Below are 20,776 nucleotides of genomic sequence, written 5' to 3'. Positions count from 1 at the left end.
TAATGTCACTTTATGGGCGCAACTTTATTTCAGCTTTTTGTTATTCTGATGACGGTCGTGATCGCGCTTGGTCTTTAGATCTAGTTTTTTATCGAAAGCTTCTTGTAAATCAATTCCTGTTTGATTGGCCAAACACAGCACCACAAAAACTACATCGGCCAGCTCCTCGCCCAAATCTTTGGCTTTGTCGGATTCCTTTTCGCTCTGTTCTCCATAACGACGCGCGATGATTCGTGCCACCTCCCCTACTTCTTCGGTAAGCTGGGCCATATTGGTGAGTTCGTTAAAATAACGAACACCATGGTTCTTGATCCATTCGTCTACGGCTTTTTGTGCATTTTCGATGTTCACCTTATTCGATTTTATTAAGACACAAAGGTAAGCACTACCAAATTATATCTTTTCAAAAACCACATAACTGTTGTTTTGCGCGGTTACGGCATTTTCAAAAAACTTTTTCACATAGGCATAGCCTTCACTGGTGTACTGGGTATATTTTAAATGTAGACTGAATTGCACCATTACTTTACCTTGTGATTCATTGCAATTAAATCTCAAAACCCCACTATTATCAGGAAGTCCAACATTCATGGGATTTGGAATCTCTTTTATTTTGTAACCTTCTGGAATATTTATGCTAGCATAATATTGAAAGGTTCTAACGTAGCCAAAATCCACTGGGTAATATCTGTTTTCCGACTGGAATGGATTCTTTTTAAAATATCTGATAGCAAAAGGATTCACCAACACTGTAGATCCATTGCCCACATTTTCCAATGTAAACTCGTAATGTTCCACCAATTGATTTTCATTTGATTTTTCCTCATCGACCTGAAAATCCTCCACATAAAAATCATTTATGGTGCTTTCATCAAATTTATCCAAATATTCTTCCTCGGTCATGGTAGCCAAATAGTTTCTTTTGAAATAGGCTTCGTACCCTGTGGAAATTTCATCAAAAACACCAGACCCAGATCCTGATTCAAAATCCAGTTCCATTTGAAGTCTGACGGATCTTACATTGGATTTTTCAGGCTCAATATCGAACCAATAACTTCCATCATCTAAATCCATTACCCTTCCATAATAATTTAGACATCTATATGGCAACATTCCAAAGTTTAAATTCTTTTCGGTGGCATCCAACAGATAGGAAGTTCCATCTATATCAACTTTAGCAATCAAATAATTAAAATCGGTCATTACGGGATGACTCTTTTTAGGCAAACCATGTTCTCTAGTAGATACAAGCATGGCATCGGCATCCAAATCGGCTGCATTAAGTAAATTGATCAAAGTAATATTGATTTCGGCCACATTACCCGTTCTTTCATCAAACGCTTGCTTCACCCTATTTTCCCATAGTACACCGAATTTTTCGTTCCAAGTATAGTAGGATTGTACAAATCTGTAAATGTTTTTGGCCTTGGTAAGTTTATCTTCACTTTGCGTAAAAAGATCGAGAGGAATATTCCTTTCAAAATAATTTTTCTTTCGCAATTGCCCCCCAACATCCTTATCGCCTCGCAATTGACGGTCCACATCCCGCCATGTCTTTGTATACTTTGTATTTATACCATCAAACCCTAATTTTTCTGAAAGCTCAAATTCGAGTTTTGACCTGTAATTGGTAGCTCCCAGCATATATTCCTCATCATCTTTAAAGGCTGGAACGTGTTCCATTACATATTTCAACACTTCACAATGGCTGGATTGATTGGGTCTACTTGGCAAACGAAAACACCTTTCCCGAACAGTTGCTTCATTTACATCTAAATTAAGCTCCCCTTTTAAAGAACGGTTGTATCGATAATTCGCAGGGATCTTGGCATTGTATTCGGTATATATTTTTGGGATATCATCTTGAAAATACCAGCCTTTGAGATTGTATAGGTATGGTGATTGAATTTCATAACTGTATTCCAATACAGATCCTTCCTGAACATTGGGAAATGTGAATTTTTTCTGAGACCAATGTTCATTTATATCTTCATCAAAAATATTGCTTTGGTCCAAGCTGGACTTAACACCATTATTATGGGTTATGGCCCTGATTTTGCTTACTTCCTCTGTACTTCTATCGGAATGGTAATAAGGAATTTCGATATCCGCGTGATCAAAACCATTTTTATTGATAATTTTCTTTTTGGCGTGGTATTTTGTGATCAGCATGATATAGCCGTTACGAACCTCAAAATAGTTCTCTCCCTTTTCATACAGAAAAACCGCATTGGCCGTGGTATCCTTTTCATAGGTTTTAAAGTCACTCTCGAAAATGGAGAGTTCCCCAAATTCAAATTCTATTTGACCAAAGGTGAATACACAATGCAAAAGCAATATGGGTAAAAGAAATTTTTTAAGCATTAGGTTTTGTTTTTTTTGTTTAGTAAGATTTTGGTGTTGTCGCCCCGAACTACTTTCTTTCTAAAATCACGGTATTTCTCATAGTCCTCTTTTGGGTAGTTACCCGATTTAACGAGCAATTTTCTTTTATATCGTAAGGTGTTAGAATCCACTTTTTCCAGCGCCACTTCGTAGGTGCCGAATTTATTGTCAATTCTTTTGGGTTTCATCAATTCTTCAGGCTCAAAACCCTCTGGTAAATGAATGAGATATTCGTCCTCATCCAAATATCCCCTAGAAATCACCACATCCTTTTGGCGATTTCTCACCTTTGAGGGTACCCGTAAATTCCGATTGAAAACATTTAGTATTAGGATCAGTTGATCATTTGCACTTGAAAGATAATTTCCAGCCTTAATGCTTACATTTTCAACAAACTCGACTTCATTTTTATTGTTCTGAAACGACACTTCTTCCAAAGTCAAATTGTTGATATATCCGAAATACCTTTTGTAAAAATCTTCTTGCTCCTTTTTAGGTTGGTCTTTAAGCCAATATTTTTGGTCGTATTGTGTTCCAGAAGAAACGATAACTGCCTTTCCTTTTATGCTTTGGTCGCTATTTACAGTATACTCCCCAGTAGTCTTTTGATAATTTCCTTCATCTAAACTCTCCCTAGTTTTAACCAATTGACCACCCTCTGGCGTTATTTTAAGAACATATCTATTGTCGGTAAAGGTTCCCAAATGGTTCATGGGCACTGTTTGACTAGTACACTCCAACCAAATATCTTCTCCATTAATGGGTACATTGAGAAAAACGTGATTTCCCTGCATGGATGCAAAATCATTATCCAAACTTCGTATTTGTTCATCACCGTAGACAACTGTATAATAAGAATTGACCCCAACTGCACTTAATAGGGCTTTGGTATAATTGGTCAATCCTTTGCAATCGCCATATTTTACACGATCCACTTCCTCGGCACTCATGGGCATCCATCCACCGATTCCTAATTTGACATTTATATAGCGGGTATTAGCTTGCACATATTCATAGATCAATCTGGTTTTTTCATAATCATCTTCTACCCCCTTAACCAAGTTTTGAACCTTTATTATAGTATTTGGATCTAGTTTGTCCCTACCAATAATAAGTTGGTCATAAATCCATTGACCCAATTCATTCCAATTGGATGCAGCACCATCGACCCCTTCTAAATGGAATTTGTTTAATCCTACTTTTACATGAGGTGCAAAATCCCTAAAAGAAGGGGACATAGGCTCACTTTTAATGGCCTCAATGTTTTTGGCTTTATAATGCAATTCATTAGATGTACTGCTTGAACTGATTTGATAGCCATCGAAATTTTGTTCCTGATACCTAAATTGAATACGCTCATCTGCACGAAAGTCAAATTCACTGAGCTCGGTACTTACATTATAATCATCTAGAAAGGGCCAGGTTGGTGTAAAAGCAGTATTTGGAGTGGTATATTCTTGAATAAATTCAATGGTATAAGGGTATTGTATTGGGGTATAATTTAAAAACATGACCCTGGAATCGGAATAGAGTGTTCCTCCACTGATGGCGCTTTGGTCCAAAAAGTCCTTTTTCTTGAATTTTTTAATTTCATTCCCATTGGCGTTATAGACGATAGCCTCCAGGGTTGAAATTTTATCATTTTTTTCGTAGTAGGCATAAGCATCAACTTTATCATCGCCATCTTCATTTAGTACGGTTACTACGCGGTGATATCGAATTTCCATTTTATCCTGTGCCAACACAACCACATCCATTGTGTGCTTCCGAAGTACGGCATCTGCACCTGTTAGGAGGTTTTCTGGAATAGATTTTACACTGTATTGAGCATGAAAAAAATTAGAAAAAAAGATAAAAAAGGTAAGTGCAAAAAATCGCATTAGTATGGTTAGGGTTTGGTCTTCTAACGCTAATGTGATTAATTTCTTACAAAAAATCAATAGTAAATCGATAAAATACGACTACTCCTTATTTTTTGTATCGATGGTTATGGTCACTGGACCATCGTTCAATAACTTCACTTTCATGTCGGCACCAAAGATTCCCGTGCCGACTTTTTTGCCCAATTTTTGCGCCATAACCTGTACAAAATTCTCATACAAGGGTATGGCTATATCTGGTTTGGAAGCTTTAATATAAGAGGGTCTGTTCCCTTTTTTGGTCTGGGCGTGCAACGTAAATTGACTTACTACTATGACATCTCCATCAACATCCAAAACGGAGCGGTTCATCACATCATTTTCATCTCCAAAAATGCGGAGATTGGCAATTTTTTGAGTTAACCAGTCAATATCTTCTTTTCCATCGGCATCTTCAATGCCCAACAAGACCAAAAGGCCTGTTCCTATTTCTGAAATAATTTCACCATCAACAGTTACGCTGGCTTCTGAAACTCTTTGTATTACGCTTCTCATTATCTTTCTCTGTATGGACTGTCCTCTTCCCCAGTTAGCATTTGCACATAACTTCGGTACCTGCTCCAAGCAATTTTATCATTTTCCAAAGCATCCTTTACCGCACATTTGGGTTCATCCAAATGCAGGCAATTATTGAACTTGCATTCGGACTTCAACTCAAAAAATTCTGGAAAATAATCACCGATTTCATCCTGTTCCATATCCACAATTCCAAATCCTTTGATGCCAGGTGTATCGATGATTCGTGCATTGAACGAAAGATCATACATTTCTGCAAAAGTAGTGGTGTGCTGTCCTTGTAAATGTTGTTCAGATATTTCGGTCGTTTTCAATTGGAGTCCTGGTTCCAAGGCATTCACCAAAGTTGACTTCCCAACTCCAGAATGACCCGCGAACATACTAGTTTTGTCCACCATCATCGCTCTCACTTTATCTACATTTTTACCGTCTTTTGCCTCGATGGGAATACAGGTGTAGCCAATATGGGAATACAGTCCCATTAAGTAATCCACCTCGTCTAATTCTTCTTGGCTATAGGTATCCAATTTATTGAAAAGTAAAACCACAGGAATATCGTAGGCTTCGGCAGTGACCAAAAAACGGTCGATAAAAGCGGTAAAAGTGGGTGGATTATTCAACGTAATCAATAAAAATACCTGATCCAGATTCGCCGCAATAATGTGGGTTTGTTTGGAAAGCTTAACCGATTTACGAATGATGTAGTTTTTTCGCTCCCCAATTTCAGATATTACGGCAACGGTTTCATCACCAATATCTTCCAATTGAAAAACCACATGATCACCTACAGCAACGGGGTTGGTGCTCTTTATGTTTTGGGTACGGAACTTGCCTTTTATGCGACATTCATAAAAATCACCCTCCACCGATTTTACAGTATACCAGCTACCTGTTGATTTATAAACAGTTCCGTTCACTATTATTTTATATTTTCATTACAAAGAAACAATATTCCTTATTTTTCGTCCTATATCTTTGACAACAGTTTTAAATATTCATTAACTATTTCAAATTATGAAAAAATCAATTTTTATTGCATTGCTAGCCCTTATGGCTGGATTTGGTGCTTATGCACAACAGTACAAAGTGGTAACCAGTGTAGAATCCATTGTTCCGAACGGATTGGGTAGATCACGTATCATCAACGCTTTGGAAGACAAAGATTATAAGGATTACACCAGTGTGCAGACGGAGGATGACAACACTCGAAACAAATCGGATCGTGGTGATATTCGCGTCAAAAACTTTGAAGAAACCAAACTATTGAACTTTTATAATATTGGTGGTATCCGTTTTCAGAACATTGCTGCCAACGATGCCGTGATCACTTCCATGATCAACGATATGATTACCAATGGCTGGGAATTGGCCTTTGTGGTGAGTGGTGTGGAAAGTGAAGCTGGAAAAGGAGACGGTCAAGGTATTTTTATTACCCGATACATCTTTAAAAAGTAAAATTTCTATAAATAAAAAAGCCTCTTGGAAAACCAAGAGGTTTTTTTTTGCACGTAATCTTCATTAATCCTTGATGTAGATTCTACCACCTACAAAGGTTTTTTTATGGACCGTTTTAGGTTGACCGTACACATACACGTCTCCCCCAGCCTTTACATTGATGTCTACCATTTCCGAAGCAAAAACATCAGCTTCGCCACCAGCAGAAATTTTTATATCGGTATTGGAAGTTCTTAATTCCCTTCCTTCAAACACACCTCCAGTGTTCAATACCACACTTTGGTTTTTTGCCAAACCTGAAGCTTCAATTATACCACCCGTCACCGCACGGATATCGGCATAATCCACATCCATTCCAATGTGGATAGTGGCTCCTTCTTGGGCCCTAAGCTCTATTTTACTTTTTTGAACCAACTCATTGCAGGTAATTTCTGCACCTTCATTCCCATCGATCACATCCAAATTGGTGTAGTATACTTCAATCATGGTGTCCTCACCTTGAAACTTCTTGTCCAACTGCATACGAAGTTTCAAAACTCCATTTTTATTGGTCCATTTAATATCATCCACATTCCAACCTTTGATCATAATTCGGTTTTCATCCGATTGGATCAAATTCACCTCGATAAGGTCGAATACTTTAATCTCATTGAACTCTCCAACTTCCGTGTCGATAATGCGTTGGGAAAACATGATCAACGGAAGCAAAATCAAACTAAGGGTACATATTTTTTTCATGTTGTAGTGTTTTTACTCTTGAAAGATGGATGAGCAACCGATTTGTTACAGTTTCAAACAAAAAAACCATCCGAAACCCAAATTTAATACCTGGATCGGATGGTTTTACAACCTAAATTTTAAATCAACTATGCGTTGATAATTTTTTCTTGGTGGTTGATGGATTCTTGGTGAATCGCTTTGAACATTTTCAAAACAAACTCCTCGCTCAATCCTCTTTGCTCACCTTCCAAGATCATATTTCCTAAAATGGCGTTCCATCGGTTACTTTGAAGTACGGCAACGTTCTTTTGCTTTTTCAATTCCCCAATACCATCAGAAACTTTCATTCTTTTACCCAACAAATCAATCAACTGATTGTCCAACACATCAATTTGTGCTCTAAGGTTGGTCAACTTGCTATTGTATTCAGCTTCCTCGTCGGTTTCTTTTCTAATTCGAAGATCTTTCATAATCTGAACCAATGTTTTTGGGGTTACTTGCTGTGCAGCATCACTCCAAGCATTGTCTGGATCGTAATGTGTTTCGATCATCAAACCGTCAAAGTTTAAATCCAAAGCGGTTTGGGATACATCAAAAATCATATCACGTTTACCAGTAATGTGGCTAGGATCATTAATAATTGGAAGATCAGGAAACTTGGTTTGCAATTCAATGGCCAATTGCCATTCTGGAATATTTCTGTACTTCGTTTTTTCGTAGGTAGAGAATCCTCTATGGATCACACCCAACTTTTCTATATTGGCAGAGTACAATCGCTCCACTGCACCCAACCACAAAGAAAGGTCTGGGTTTACTGGGTTCTTTACCAAAACAATTTTATCGGTACCTTCCAAGGCATCTGCAATTTCTTGGATAATGAATGGGCTCACGGTAGAACGTGCCCCGATCCATAATAAATCCACATCATATTCCAATGCCAAATCAACGTGGGCTCTGTTGGCCACCTCGGTAGCGGTTTTTAAACCTGTTTCTTCCTTAACTTTTTGCAACCACTTCAATCCAATTGCTCCTACTCCCTCAAAATTTCCAGGACGAGTTCTTGGCTTCCAGATTCCAGCGCGGTAGTAATTCACGTCGGTATCTTTTAGTTCATGTGCAATTTTAAGCACCTGGTCTTCGGTTTCTGCACTACATGGACCTGCAATAACCAGAGGATGCCCCAAATTCATGTCATCCAACCATTTTCTCATTTCCTTCTTGTTTTCCATAATACTCTCTATTTTTTTGTAAGTGGTATTCCTTTTAGTATTTGTTTTATTTTATTGGTGTTACTCATTTCTTGATGGACATTTTCAAAATCGTTGTCCAAGATCAGTTGCTTAAATGTGGTAAGGTTTTGAATGTACTCTTCCAAGGTTTCCACCACATTGTCTTTGTTCTGTTCAAAAATCGGTGTCCACATATCGGGTGAACTTTTTGCCAAGCGAACGGTGCTCTCAAAACCACTCCCCGCCATGTCAAAAATATCACGTTCATTTTTCTCTTTCTCAATAACTGTCTTTCCCAACATAAATGAGCTAATGTGTGATAAATGAGATACGTACGCGATGTGTTTGTCGTGTGCTTCGGGGTTCATATAGCGAATTCGCATCCCGATTTCCTGAAAAATAGCCAATGCTTTTTCCTGCAATTTGAAAGCCGTTTTTTCCACTTCGCAAATGATCATGGTCTTTCCCGTGTACAAACCTTCCAATGCTGCGGTCGGACCTGAAAATTCGGTACCTGCAATGGGGTGGCAAGCCATAAAATTTCTTCGATTTGGGTGTTCGGCAACCTGCTCACAAATCAATCTCTTGGTGGAACCTGCATCTATCACCACGGTATCATCCCCTGCAGCATCCAAAATTTTGGGCAACTCGGTCACCAAAACATTCACTGGGATACCCACATACACCAAATCCGCCGTTGCCAAATCTTGGTAACCCCCTTTTTTATCTATGATTTGAAGTTGAAGTGCCTCATCCAAATGAGTTTCACTTTTATCCACTCCAATGATTTCCGCTTCGGGATGCAACTTTTTCACATCCTTGGCAAAAGAACCGCCAATCAATCCAACTCCTATGATGACTACTTTCATGATCTAAAATCTTTCTATGGCTTCTTTGATTTTTTCTTCTTTCACACAAAGCGAAAAGCGAATGTATCCTTCACCGTTGCTCCCAAAAATGGTTCCAGGCGCGATGAAAATATTCTTATCGTACAATACCTTGTCTATAAACGCTTCGGATGCTTCTGCTCCCTCGGGCAATTTGCACCAAACAAACATGCCCACTGCATTTTTATCATAGGTGCACCCCAATTTGTCCGCTAATTGAAACATCAACTCGCGTCTTTCGGTGTATACTTTGTCCAATTCTTCGAACCATTCGGGCCCGCTTTGTAATGCAGCAATAGCTCCTTTTTGAATGCCGTAGAACATTCCAGAGTCCATATTACTCTTTACTTTGAGTACGGCGTTGATATGCTCTGCACTCCCCAATACCATTCCTACTCTCCACCCTGCCATATTGAAGGTTTTGCTCAAACTATTCAGCTCCAACGTGCATTCTTTAGCTCCATCAATGGATAAAATACTGGTAGGATTGCTCGATAAAACAAAGCTGTAAGGGTTATCGTTTACCAAAAGAATTTCATGTTTCTTAGCAAAATCTATCAACAACTTAAGTTGTTCCAAAGTTGCGGTTGCGCCAGTGGGCATATGTGGGTAGCTGATCCACATTAATTTTACTTTGGATAAATCCTTTTTGGAAAGTGCCTCCAAATCTGGAAACCACCCATTTTCAGCAGTCAAATCGTAATTTACCGCCACTGCTCCCACCAAATTGGTCACGGAAGCATAGGTCGGATACCCTGGATTGGGCAACAACACCTCATCCCCTACATTTAAAAAAGCCATACTAATGTGCATGATTCCTTCCTTGGAACCCATTAACGGCAAAATTTCAGACTCTGGGTCTACCGTCACCTCAAACTTTTGCAAATAGAAATCCGCAATGGCCTCCCGTAACTGCGGCAAACCTTGATAACTTTGATATTGGTGTGCCCCAGCTTCGGTTATGGAATCCCGAAGAGTTTCCAACACCAAAGGTGATGGAGCCAAATCTGGGCTTCCAATTCCCATATTTATAATGGGTTTGCCTTGGGCAACCAACCCTCTTACCTCTCTCAATTTTTTGGAGAAGTAATATTCCTGAACGGTATTTAACCTATCGGCTGTGATCATTACAACAATGCATTTTTATATTCACCCAAAACCTGAAAATCTTCGGACATGATCTCCAACAACGATTTGGCTTTGGCAAAGTGATCGTATTTTTCAAAAGTGACATCCACAAAAAAGGCATACTTCCAAGGGGTCTCAATCACGGGAAGGGATTGAATCTTGGTCAAGTTCATATTGCAATCGCTCATCACGTTCAGCACGGTGGCCAAACTCCCCCTTTTATGGTCGGTTATGAATCGCAACGATGCCTTGTTGATTTCTTCTTTGGGTAGTACTTTATTCTGTTTTTTTACAATAATGAACCTTGTGGAGTTGTTAACAATGGTCTGAATGTTGTCCGCGATAATTTCCAAATCGTACAACTCTGCGGCCATCTTAGGTGCGATGGCTGCAATATGTTCCAGTACTTCTTCTTGAATTTTTTTGGCAGTTTCGGCCGTATCCGCACTTTCCACCAATTTAATTTGGGGGTAATCCTTGAAAAACTCCTTGCACTGCAACAAGGCCATAGGGTGTGAATGCACCTCTTTTACATCTTCCATGGTTTTTCCTTTGAGCACCATCAAATTGTGATGGATCCCCAAATAATGCTCCCCGATAATATGAATCTTATTATGGTAAACCAAATTGTAATTGGGAATAATGGAACCTGCTATGGAGTTTTCAATGGCCATAATGCCCTTATCAGCAGTCCCTTTCATCAAATGGTCGATAACGGCATCGAAACTACTGCATTCCATCAGCTCGATATCCTCCCCAAAAAAATCTGTGGCCACTTGATGGTGGTTAGATCCTTTAATTCCCTGAATGGCTATTTTTAAACCCATGGCAAAAAAAAAGTCCCGATTGCATCGGGACTTTATATATTGGTTATACTTTAAACGTATCTATAATAGTCCCGTTGCTCCTTGAAAAAAGAAGTAAAAATAAAAACGGTTCCAGAAATACGTGTTTGTCATTTTCTTGTAAATTCTCGGCCAATTTAGTTATTCATTCTGAAAAGCAAAGTGTTTCACTAAATTTTTTTGATTTTTTTTTCAAAATAGACATTTCCACTGCATATTATTTTACAGAAACCGTGCTTTTTTAAGAATACTCCCTTTGCTCTATATTTTATTAGGCTGAAGTAATCCTATCTCTTCTGTTTGAAACACAAGGATTAAAACATCGAAAAGTGTATTTTTGGATTCCTTAAATCCAATTTGAATGTCCATTACCGTACAGAACATTACCAAAACCTTTGGCTCGCAAAAAGCATTGAACAATGTTTCCTTTACCATTAACAAGGGGGAGGTAGTCGGGTTTTTAGGCCCAAACGGAGCTGGAAAATCAACCATGATGCGGATTCTGACCACGTATTACAAAGCCGATGAGGGTGATGCCGCCGTAAATGGTTTTGATGTGTTGAACGCAGAAAAGGATGTTCAGAAAAGTATTGGCTATTTGCCAGAGCACAATCCGCTGTATTTGGAAATGTATGTAAAGGAGTATTTGGCCTTCAATGCCGATGTGTACAACGTAGACAAATCAAAAATAAATGAAGTAATTGAGCAAACGGGATTGAAACCCGAAGCCCACAAAAAAATAGGGCAGTTATCCAAAGGATACCGTCAACGTGTGGGGCTTGCCGCTGCTTTGTTGCACGACCCTGAAGTTTTGATTCTCGATGAACCGACCACAGGCCTTGATCCCAACCAATTGATTGAAATAAGAAAATTGATTCGTGACATTGGAAAAGAGAAGACCATTTTGCTCTCCACCCACATCATGAAAGAAGTGGAAGCGGTTTGTGACCGTGTAATCATCATTAACAAAGGGAAATTGGTGGCCGATAAAAAATTGGAAGAACTTCGCGAAGCAGAGGAACAGATTATCGAAGTGGAATTTGATTACCGTGTGGAAGAGCAGTTGTTGCAACAAATGCCCAATGTATCGAACGTAAAAAACATTGTGGGGTTTGTTTATGAAATCACCTTCAATACGTCCAAAGATATGCGACCTGCCGTTTTTGATTTTGCACATGACAACCAATTGAAAACACTTCAACTGAGCAGAAAAAACAAAAATTTGGAAAGTTTGTTTACAGAACTGACTTCAAAGATATAGCCTAATTATCCCCAAATACAAGTGCCGTTGTTCTATTAAAACCATAACATTTGTGGTATTTTTGCACCTCAGAAGAAATAGGACTCGATGAAGAAGAACAACGCCAGATTGGAACTCTCCAAAGAAGCAATGAAAACCTATGGTTATCAAATTGTTGATGCTATAGTGGAACACCATGCCACCCAACACGAAAAGTTACCCGTTGCCCTAGGTTCTAGGGAAGAAATGGATTCTTTATTTTTGGAGGAGGCGCCAGAAAAAGGTTCTGACCCTAAGCAGGTGCTCGATTTTGTTTTGGAAAAAGTGATGACCAATAGTGCGAATATGGCACACCCAAGGTCATTTTCTTTCGTGCCTGGCCCAAGCAATTATATCAGCGTAATGGCCGATACCTTGGCAACGGGTTATAATATTTTTTCTGGTGGATGGGCTGCAAGTCCAGCTGCTGCAGAATTGGAAATCGTGACCATTCAATGGTTGTTGAAAATTTTCGGATTCCCGAAGAAAAAGGGTGGTGGAATCTTTACCAGTGGTGGTTCCATGGCCAACTTAACAGCTGTGGTTACTGCTCGTCGCATTAAATGTGGGGATGATTTTTCCAAAGCAGTTATCTATCTTTCGGACCAAGCTCACTCTTCCAATATTAAAGCGATTCGGGTTTTGGGATTTAAAAAGGAGCAGATTAGAATCATACCGACCGATAGCGAATTGAAGTTTTCGGTCAACAAATTAAAAAACTGTATCGCCAAAGATAGATTGGAGGGCATGTATCCTTTCTGTTTGATTGCCACTGCGGGAACCACCAATACAGGAACTGTTGACCCTTTGGTTGAATTGGGCAAAATATGCAAGAAAGAAGATATTTGGTTTCATATTGATGGTGCCTACGGCGGAGCTGCCATTCTATCCCAAAAAGGAAAACAGGCCATGAAAGGCATCGAAAAAGCCGATTCCTTGACTGTAGATCCACATAAATGGTTTTTTCAACCCTACGAAATGGGCTGTCTTTTGGTGCGAAACCACAAAAACCTGAGTCATACTTTTACCGAAAAACCTGAATATTTACGAGATATCGAGGGGAACACCTCTGAAATTAATTTCTACGACCACGGTATTCAATTGACACGTAGATTCCGAGCGTTGAAATTTTATATGTCTTTAAAAACGTTTGGTTTAAAGGAGTTCCGTGATGCCATTTCTTATAATATTGATTTAGCTGAAGAGGTTGAAACCAAATTGAGGGGCAGTAAAAGTTGGGAAGTGGTATTTCCTGCAACTTTGGCGGTAATTAATTTTAGGTATAATCCAATTTCAAAAAATTACAGTGAGAAAGAGTTGGATAAAATCAACCAGTACATTTCTGGAAAAGTGGTGGATTCCCGAAAAGCGCTTTTGGTGACCACCATTTTGAATGGGCAGATTGTGCTGCGTATGTGCCTGATCAATCCAAGGACCACCATGGAAGATGTCACCGAAACCTTTGACCTTTGCAAAAAATACGCTTTGGAAATTGAGGAGAAATTGGCCAGCAAGGCTTAAACGTCTTCTTCAAATATGGCATTAATGGCCAAATCCAATTCATTTTGGATTTTCGGGTCTGTGCAATTAATTAATATGGCTATCACTTTTTCCTGTTCTGGGTACACAAAAAGGTTGGTATAAGCTCCTACGTTACTTCCAACGTGACCAACAAATGGTCTCCCTTGACTATCTTGACTAACCTGAAAACCTAACCCATAATAAGTAGGTTCGTCCTTCACCATTTGAGAGGTCAACAATTGGTCGTAGGTTTCCTTTTTGAGCAATTTTTGTTCTAAGATTGCTTGTCCGAGTTTGACCACATCTTCACAAGTTGACATATATCCACCTGCTGCCAATTTGTAATTGTTATTTACTTGAGTAGCTTCAGTAAAACATAATGCCCTCTTGGTGTAAAATTGAGCTTGGTTCTCGACTCCGCTCGAACTGACAATATTTTCCTTTGGAGAAACGGTGTTTTTCAATCCCAAGGGCATCAAAATAGTTTCTCTCACATAATCTTGGAACAACACACCACTTGCTTCTTGCATCGCCAAAGACAACAAAACAAAATCAAAACTATTGTAGAGATAGCCCTTTCCTGGTTCAAAAAGTAGAGGGTCATCCTTAAAAACCGAAATACTATCCTTTATAGAAAAATCTTGATTCAAGGCAAATTCCTTACCTCGGTAGCTCCTAATACCAGCTGTGTGAGTTGCCAATTGCCGAAGTGTAAAATCATATTTCTTTTTCGGATAATAAGGCACGTAGGTGTAGAAAGATTCATCCAAATTGAGAATACCATCCTCCACCATTTTACCCAAGGTCAATCCTGTGATGCATTTAGAAATACTGGCAATGCGGAATACTGTTTGTTTTGGGTCGACTTTGAGTTTTTCCTCAAGATTAGAAAAACCATATCCTTTTTGAAGTACTATTTCACCTTTATTTAAAATAGTGACAACGAAACCTGGCACTTTTTTTTCAGCAACTAGATTATGAAAAAGTACATCCGCTTTTTCCAATCCGTGCATCCCATTCAAGGATTTCACCTTTGGAATTGGTGAGAATAATTTTTTGATATGCGTAAATAGGTTCCCCAAGAATTCAGTTTGAACCTCGAAATTAAATAGAAATATTAAAGTAATTGAAGATAAATATCATCAAAGAAAGTTTCTTAATCCTGAAAAATTAACCTCCCATTAAAAATTTCTTCTACATTGATCTCTGGTGGTGTGTTTACACTGATAACATCCCCTGTACCTCGAATCACACCGCTTAAACTTTGTTGCGGATTCACAAATACATCATTAGATCCCCTATGATTTACATCGACATGAGTTGCAACCATATTTTCAGCTTCGATTCTTGAATCCCCTGCAGCAATAGTTATATTAAAATTCTCGGTATTTCCTTGTAGTTTGAAATAAGCAATTCCATTTACTACAATTCTAACCGTAGTTGAATTAAGGTTTAAATCAAAAGAACCATCGGTAGTTTCTGTTTCTGGATTATTGAAACTTTCCGCCAACAATGTTAAACTTGGATAATCCAAAACGCCGTCACTAGAAATCAACAAACCTGTACTGCTCCGAATTTCAGAAATATTGGGAGAGGTTATATAAACAGTGGTCAAACCATAATCACGAACATAATTACAGATGTTCTCATTTCGTACAATCAAGCGGCCTTCTTCAACGGTAGCAGAAACATCGTTTAGCAAATATTCTCCAGTTTCAACCTCTACTAGTTGTTCTTCGCCTTGTTTTAGAACCACTTTTAAATTTTCAAAAACGGTAATCTTGGAAAATTCAGTAACATCAACAGTTTCACGAACTAAATCCCCTGCATTTTGAAAACAATTTGGAACGTTGTCGCCATTGCAGGAAATCAGAATTAAGAATGTAAATGACAAAAAACACTTCTCGACTGCGCTCGAAGTGACATTCATTATTTTTTCAAATCTTCTAAATTCTAACATCTCAAATCTCAATACTATAGTCTAATTCCCATTCCAAATTCAACAGCCTCCGCTTTTGCTCCGTGCGATTTTAAAGTCAACGCTCCAAAAATTTTGTTTCCAAAATAGCGTTTCATTCCAATTCTGTTGTACATCTTCCCCTCAAAATCAAAAGGATAATACACGTAATACCCTAGTTGAGTCACTACACTCATTTTATTTACAAAAAGTTCATGGCCAATAAATAGCCCTACCCTTTTATAGTCAGTATCAGGGTCAACATCCAACTCTGGAAAAGCAGTGGATTGATATCGAATCAGCTCCTTTAAAAAATTGGAAAAGAAAACATCGGTTCCCAATTGGATGGCGCTTTTTTTTCCCAATCGTTTATCGGCATAAGCAGATATTGTGACAAACCCATAGCGACCCATATTGATTACATCGCTTTCATTGGCACCTGCTCGCAAAACAATATTATATCGAATTGGTTCCGAAGTGATTCCTGTTGATTCTGGTTTTAAATACTCATAAGTGGAATCAGCATCTAAAGTATAGGTCAAACCAACATTAAAGGCAAAAGTATTGGTCGAAGTATTTGGCGCTTTAAAATTGGCATTGGAATAATGGATAAAGGACAATCCTGCATTCACTCCCAAACCAGCAAAGAGGTTTTCTTTATGATAGTTCAGCATCAATAAAGTACTACTCAATATATGGCTTCCGTAGGCATTGTTTCTAAAGTTCTCCTTTTTATCATAAGGATTGTTATTGTAGGCCAAACCCTGCGCCACTCTCAACTGTACATTTCTCTTTAAAAAATAGAAATTGTAATGTCCGTAAACACTATAAAGTTGACCTAATGTTGGGTTGTTTGTATTCTGATAAACAAAAGTGTATCCAGTATCGGGATAACCAAAATCCCCTTCCCATTCTTTATAACCGTAGGTTTTTCTGCTTATCCCAAGAATAACCCCAGCTGGATGATTGGTAATCAAATGTGAAATATCAGGGTTATGGAGCAATATAGATCCGTAAAACGGATTGGCATCCAATACGAATTTTTTAGGGGCTTCATCCGATTGGGAAATCCCAAAAAATGAAGTCAGTAATATAGTTAGGCTAAGTAGGTACCTCATGGGGCACTAAAGTAGGAAATTAAAAAAACACCAATAATATTAATCCTGAAAAGTAATTAGTCATCATAATTTGTCATTCTGAACAAAGTGAAGAATCTTTAAGCCTGAAATACTAGATTGGATAAGATTCTTCGGCCACTACACTCCCTCAGAATGACAACTTCTAAAAAAGTTCCTTTGCAATGGCCATCACATTATCTGATTTCCCCATGGAATAATAATGCAGAACAGGAACTCCAGCCTCCCTTAATTCTTTGGATTGCTGAATAGCCCATTCCACCCCAACTTGACGTACGGCCTTGTTGTCCTTGCATTCTTCCACGGCATTGATCAAATCCTCAGGAAGATCAATACTGAACACATGAGGTAACAATTGCAAGTGCTTTTTCACGGCAATGGGTTTTATTCCAGGAATGATCGGAACATCAATTCCCATTTCACGTGCCGCTTTTACAAAGGCAAAGAATTTTTGGTTATCGAAAAACATTTGGGTCACAATGTAATCTGCCCCCAAATCCACTTTTTCTTTCAATCGTTTCAAATCAGACTGAAGTGACGGTGCTTCCATATGTTTTTCTGGATAACCTGCTACTCCAATACAGAAACTTCCCAAATCACTGGATTCAAAAGTTTCGTGTAAATAATTCCCTTCATTGATATCCTGAATCTGCTTTACCAGATCGGTTGCATATTGATGTCCACCTTTGGTAGGAGTAAAATATTTCTCCTCTTTTCGTGCATCACCACGAAGTGCCATCACATTTTCAATTTCCAGATACTGACAATCCACTAAAAGATATTCAGTCTCTTCCCTGGTAAATCCACCACACAACACATGAGGGACTGTATCCACATCGTATTTATGTTTCAATGAAGCGCAAATACCTAATGTTCCAGGACGGGTACGGGTCAGTTTTTTATCCAACAAGCCATCTTTCTCCTTGTAAATATATTCTTCCCGAGATGTGGTAACATCAATAAAAGGTGGCTTGAACTCCATTAAGGGGTCAATATTATTGTAGAGTTCTTGAATGCTTTTCCCTTTTACGGGTGGAACAATCTCGAAACTGAACAAGGTTTCCCCATTCGCTTTTTTTATGTGATCGGTGATTTTCATCTACTATTCGTCAACTATATTCGGAGCCAACCATTTTTGGGCTTCCTCCAATTTAATATTTTTTCGTTCAGCAAAATCCTGAACTTGATCTTGTTTTATTTTCCCCAATCCGAAATACTTGGCTTCTGGGTGTCCAAAATAATAGCCACTTACACTTGCAGCAGGCCACATGGCCAAACTTTCGGTCAACTTTACTCCTATTTTTTCTTCCACGTCCAACAAATCCCAAATGGTCAATTTTTCCAAATGGTCGGGACATGCAGGATAGCCAGGTGCGGGTCGAATACCGCGATATTTTTCTTTAATTAGAGCTTCATTGTCCAAATTTTCATCCACTGCGTAGCCCCAATGTTTGGTTCGCACCTCTTTGTGCAAATATTCGGCAAAGGCCTCCGCCAATCTATCGGCCAAAGCCTTGATCATTATGGAATTGTAATCATCATGATTTTTTTCGAACTCAGTGGCCAATTCTTGGGTTCCAAATCCTGTGCTTACACAGAAGAAGCCCATATAATCTTGAATTCCTGATTCTTTGGGAGCAATAAAATCTGCCAATGCGATATTTGGAACAGTTTCTCGCTTTTTTAATTGTTGACGGAGGGTTCTGAAGATAAAAGTTTGCCCCTCGTTCTCGACTGCGCTCGAACTGACAACTTCAATATCATCTTCATCTATTTGATTGGCAGGAAACAACCCGAAAATAGCCTTTCCTTTTAGCAATTTTTCATCCAAAACCTGCTTCAAAAGGGTTTTGGCATCTTTAAAAAGTTCTTTGGCCTGATCACCCACGACCTCATCATTCAAAATATCAGGGTATTTTCCATGCAGATCCCAACTTCTAAAAAATGGCGACCAATCAATAAATTCTTCCAATTTGGTCAAATCGAAATCTTCCAACACCTGAATCCCCAATTGGTTCGGTTTTTTAATGTCCGATGAATCCCAATCGATTTGCATTTTATTTTTTCGAGCATCGTCCAGTGTCAAATATTCCTTGTGCTTGGAACGGTTCAAGAACTTGTCGCGAAAACTCTCGTAATCCAGCTTGATGGATTTTTTATACTTCACAGAAGTCTCATCGCTCAGCAAATCGCCCACCACAGTTACGGCTCTGGAAGCATCGTTCACGTGCACCACAGAATGACTGTACTGGGGGTCGATTTTAACCGCTGTATGTGCTTTACTGGTAGTTGCTCCACCAATCAAAAGAGGCACTTTAAAGTTTTGGCGCTCCATTTCTTTGGCCAAGAACACCATTTCGTCCAAGGATGGAGTAATCAAACCGCTCAACCCAATAATGTCCACTTGCTCTTCTTTGGCCCTATTGATGATTTTTTCAGGTGGCACCATCACACCCATATCTATAATCTCGTAATTGTTACAGGCCAATACCACACTTACGATGTTCTTTCCGATATCGTGCACATCGCCCTTTACAGTTGCCATCAAAATTTTACCTGCTGCTTTGGCATCTTTATCTTTTGATGCTTCAATGTAAGGAGTTAGATAGGCTACGGCCTTTTTCATTACCCTAGCGGATTTTACCACTTGGGGCAGGAACATTTTACCGCTTCCGAACAAATCTCCAACCACATTCATCCCTGTCATCAAATTACCTTCGATAACTTCCAAAGGTTTGGTTGCTTGCTGACGGGCTTCTTCAACGTCTTCAACAATATATTGGTCGATCCCCTTGACCAAGGCACGGGTAATCCTATCTTGAAGTGGTTCTTCACGCCAAGATAAATCCACCTTGCTTTCCTTTGCAGTACCCACAACGGTTTCCGCAAACTCCAACAATCGTTCTGTTGCATCGTCCCTTCTGTTGAGCAACACATCTTCTACATGTTCCAACAAATCTTTTGGAATATCGTCGTATACCTCCAACATAGTTGGGTTTACGATTCCCATATTCATCCCAGCTTTAATCGCATGGAACAAAAATGCGGAGTGCATGGCCTCACGAACAGGGTTGTTTCCCCTAAAGGAGAACGATACATTACTCACGCCACCACTAACACTGCAATAGGGCAAATTTTCACGCACCCATCGTGTACCTTCGATAAAATCGATGGCGTTATTTTTATGTTCGTCCATTCCCGTTGCAACAGGGAAAATATTCAAGTCGAAAATGATATCCTCTGGCGGAAAATTCACTTCGTTCACCAAAATATCGTAGGAACGTTTTGCAATCTCTTTTCGGCGCTCCAAAGTATCGGCTTGACCCACCTCATCAAAGGCCATTACAATAACGGCAGCTCCATATCTTTTGATCAGTTTGGCATGGTGGACAAACTCTTCTATTCCCTCTTTTAGGCTGATGGAGTTCACCACACATTTTCCTTGCACCACTTGCAGTCCTGCTTCGATAATTTCCCATTTGGAACTATCGATCATAATGGGAACTCGAGCAATATCTGGTTCTGAAACAATCAAATTCAGGAATCTGACCATGGCCTCTTTGCCATCAATCAGACCATCATCCATATTAATATCGATGACTTGTGCACCACCCTCAACTTGGTCACGGGCGATGTCGAGTGCCTCATCAAACTTTTCTTCCTTTATCAGCCTTAAAAACCGTTTGGAACCCGCCACATTGGTCCGTTCCCCCACATTAATGAAATTGCTTTCTGGGGTAACGACCAAGGGTTCAAGACCACTTAGCTTTAAATATCGTTGTTCGTTGTTCACTGTCAT

General features: G+C 39.1%; 18 protein-coding genes. 3 read left to right on the top strand and 15 right to left on the bottom strand.

What is annotated here, in order from left to right; all coding sequences use genetic code 11:
* Positions 1 to 24: 24 nt before the first annotated feature.
* From BLQ18_RS06285 to rsgA, 5 genes are all read right to left on the bottom strand, one after another.
* A complete protein-coding gene (locus BLQ18_RS06285; RefSeq protein ID WP_090293531.1) occupies positions 25 to 351 on the bottom strand; it encodes a nucleotide pyrophosphohydrolase in 327 nt (108 codons plus the stop codon).
* 42 nt (positions 352 to 393) lie between these two features.
* Positions 394 to 2,364, bottom strand: a complete 1,971-nt coding sequence (locus BLQ18_RS06280; RefSeq protein ID WP_090293530.1) for a DUF3857 domain-containing protein — start codon at positions 2,362 to 2,364, stop codon at positions 394 to 396.
* Entirely contained in the window at positions 2,364 to 4,265 is a 1,902-nt protein-coding gene (locus BLQ18_RS06275) for a DUF3857 domain-containing protein (RefSeq protein ID WP_090293529.1), read from the bottom strand. The genes BLQ18_RS06280 and BLQ18_RS06275 overlap by 1 nt, the downstream gene beginning before the upstream one ends.
* Positions 4,266 to 4,346: 81 nt before the next feature.
* Complete coding sequence (dtd, locus tag BLQ18_RS06270; RefSeq protein ID WP_090293528.1) at positions 4,347 to 4,799, bottom strand: D-aminoacyl-tRNA deacylase; 453 nt, start codon at positions 4,797 to 4,799, stop codon at positions 4,347 to 4,349.
* Complete coding sequence (gene rsgA, locus BLQ18_RS06265; protein WP_090293527.1) at positions 4,799 to 5,737, bottom strand: ribosome small subunit-dependent GTPase A; 939 nt, start codon at positions 5,735 to 5,737, stop codon at positions 4,799 to 4,801. Before rsgA ends, dtd begins: the two co-directional genes overlap by 1 nt.
* 97 nt (positions 5,738 to 5,834) lie before the next feature.
* On the opposite strand from rsgA, the gene BLQ18_RS06260 reads away from it, so the two are divergent.
* Positions 5,835 to 6,275 carry a hypothetical protein gene (locus BLQ18_RS06260; protein WP_090293526.1) on the top strand — a complete coding sequence of 147 codons (441 nt, stop codon included), beginning with the start codon at positions 5,835 to 5,837 and terminating at the stop codon, positions 6,273 to 6,275.
* 63 nt (positions 6,276 to 6,338) lie between these two features.
* Here the strand turns inward: BLQ18_RS06260 and BLQ18_RS06255 are convergent, their stop codons facing one another.
* From BLQ18_RS06255 to BLQ18_RS06235, 5 genes are all read right to left on the bottom strand, one after another.
* Positions 6,339 to 7,013: a head GIN domain-containing protein gene (locus tag BLQ18_RS06255; RefSeq protein WP_090293525.1), complete on the bottom strand. Its 675-nt coding sequence runs from the start codon at positions 7,011 to 7,013 to the stop codon at positions 6,339 to 6,341.
* A 128-nt stretch (positions 7,014 to 7,141) separates the two neighbouring features.
* Positions 7,142 to 8,224, bottom strand: a complete 1,083-nt coding sequence (locus tag BLQ18_RS06250; RefSeq protein WP_090293524.1) for a bifunctional 3-deoxy-7-phosphoheptulonate synthase/chorismate mutase type II — start codon at positions 8,222 to 8,224, stop codon at positions 7,142 to 7,144.
* 8 nt (positions 8,225 to 8,232) lie between these two features.
* On the bottom strand, positions 8,233 to 9,093 hold the full coding sequence (locus tag BLQ18_RS06245; protein WP_090293523.1) for a prephenate dehydrogenase: 861 nt from the start codon (positions 9,091 to 9,093) through the stop codon (positions 8,233 to 8,235).
* Between the two features lie 3 nt (positions 9,094 to 9,096).
* Positions 9,097 to 10,239, bottom strand: a complete 1,143-nt coding sequence (locus BLQ18_RS06240; protein ID WP_090293522.1) for a pyridoxal phosphate-dependent aminotransferase — start codon at positions 10,237 to 10,239, stop codon at positions 9,097 to 9,099.
* A complete protein-coding gene (locus BLQ18_RS06235) occupies positions 10,239 to 11,066 on the bottom strand; it encodes a prephenate dehydratase (protein ID WP_090293521.1) in 828 nt (275 codons plus the stop codon). Before BLQ18_RS06235 ends, BLQ18_RS06240 begins: the two co-directional genes overlap by 1 nt.
* A 379-nt stretch (positions 11,067 to 11,445) precedes the next feature.
* On the opposite strand from BLQ18_RS06235, the gene gldA reads away from it, so the two are divergent.
* Positions 11,446 to 12,345: a gliding motility-associated ABC transporter ATP-binding subunit GldA gene (gene gldA / locus BLQ18_RS06225; RefSeq protein ID WP_090293519.1), complete on the top strand. Its 900-nt coding sequence runs from the start codon at positions 11,446 to 11,448 to the stop codon at positions 12,343 to 12,345.
* 87 nt (positions 12,346 to 12,432) lie between these two features.
* Positions 12,433 to 13,884 carry a pyridoxal phosphate-dependent decarboxylase family protein gene (locus BLQ18_RS06220; protein ID WP_090293518.1) on the top strand — a complete coding sequence of 484 codons (1,452 nt, stop codon included), beginning with the start codon at positions 12,433 to 12,435 and terminating at the stop codon, positions 13,882 to 13,884.
* On the opposite strand, the gene BLQ18_RS06215 is transcribed toward BLQ18_RS06220, so the two are convergent.
* From BLQ18_RS06215 to metH, 5 genes are all read right to left on the bottom strand, one after another.
* On the bottom strand, positions 13,881 to 14,966 hold the full coding sequence (locus tag BLQ18_RS06215; RefSeq protein ID WP_090293517.1) for a serine hydrolase domain-containing protein: 1,086 nt from the start codon (positions 14,964 to 14,966) through the stop codon (positions 13,881 to 13,883). The two genes, BLQ18_RS06220 and BLQ18_RS06215, sit on opposite strands and share 4 nt — an antisense overlap.
* Positions 14,967 to 15,040: 74 nt before the next feature.
* On the bottom strand, positions 15,041 to 15,778 hold the full coding sequence (locus BLQ18_RS06210) for a head GIN domain-containing protein (RefSeq protein ID WP_313795033.1): 738 nt from the start codon (positions 15,776 to 15,778) through the stop codon (positions 15,041 to 15,043).
* Positions 15,779 to 15,858: 80 nt separating this feature from the next.
* The gene (locus tag BLQ18_RS06205; RefSeq protein ID WP_090293515.1) at positions 15,859 to 16,959 is read right to left on the bottom strand and encodes an acyloxyacyl hydrolase; all 1,101 of its coding nucleotides are present in this window, start codon (positions 16,957 to 16,959) and stop codon (positions 15,859 to 15,861) included.
* Between the two features lie 163 nt (positions 16,960 to 17,122).
* Positions 17,123 to 18,076, bottom strand: coding sequence for a methylenetetrahydrofolate reductase [NAD(P)H] (metF, locus tag BLQ18_RS06200; RefSeq protein ID WP_090293514.1), 954 nt, complete (start codon positions 18,074 to 18,076; stop codon positions 17,123 to 17,125).
* Positions 18,077 to 18,079: 3 nt separating this feature from the next.
* Positions 18,080 to 20,776, bottom strand: coding sequence for a methionine synthase (gene metH, locus BLQ18_RS06195; RefSeq protein WP_090293513.1), 2,697 nt, complete (start codon positions 20,774 to 20,776; stop codon positions 18,080 to 18,082).

Origin of the sequence: Flagellimonas zhangzhouensis, from assembly GCF_900102925.1 — a bacterium.
GTDB classification, from domain to species: domain Bacteria; phylum Bacteroidota; class Bacteroidia; order Flavobacteriales; family Flavobacteriaceae; genus Flagellimonas; species Flagellimonas zhangzhouensis.
Note: the sequence above shows the minus strand (reverse complement) of the source record. Positions and strands in the feature narration are given on the sequence as shown.